The 670-nt window shown below is 34.8% G+C and carries 1 pseudogene; it reads right to left on the bottom strand.

Annotated elements, in window-relative coordinates:
* Positions 1 to 47: 47 nt before the first annotated feature.
* Positions 48 to 670, bottom strand: a pseudogene (locus OZD62_RS01235) (hypothetical protein); the annotation flags it as partial.

Raw genomic sequence — 670 nt, 5'->3', positions numbered from 1 at the left:
GGTTGCCGGCTAAGCTTTACCCGTGTTGGATTTTCACCAACTGTTCCTTACGCACTTCTTGGCGCACACATTTTGCCAACCCCCTTATTATGATGTGTAGTACAATGATACAAATTAAGAATTCCCCCATCCTGTGCTGGTTCTTCGATCTGAAATCCTACTTCTACCTGATCACAACCAATGTTAATTTGTCCTATTAATGCTTTAATAATGCCGCGCTTAGTTTGCCAATCTAGCTGTTCCAGGTTCGATTTTACACTAGAATAAAAATTCTTTATGCTATTTATAATAAGACTTATTCCTTTTTCTACTGCCTTCTGATCAACTACCTTTTTTTTCTCTTCTTCTATCCCTTGTAAGCGTTCTTTCATTTTTCTCATTGTCTGTTTAAATTCTTCCTCGCTTATATATCCTTTCTCTCCTGCATTTTCTTGACTATAATAATCTTCCATTAATTTTTCGATACCTTCTTTTATTTGATTTTCTCTTCTTGCAAACTTTTTCTCTGATGATTCATCATTTTTATTTTCTAATACTCTACGTTGGTATTCCTTTTTTATCATCTCTGGGTTTTTTAGTACATCTTTCACCTTTTCCCATACTGACCTTACCCAGAAAAAGTGGAGAGAAAGAAAGGAGTTTTTTCGGGTAAAATAAAATTTTGGAGGAT

This window comes from Wolbachia endosymbiont of Drosophila seguyi, from assembly GCF_028981765.1.
GTDB lineage: Bacteria > Pseudomonadota > Alphaproteobacteria > Rickettsiales > Anaplasmataceae > Wolbachia > Wolbachia pipientis.
The sequence above is the reverse complement of the archived record's forward strand: the minus strand, read 5'-3'. Positions and strand labels throughout refer to the sequence as shown.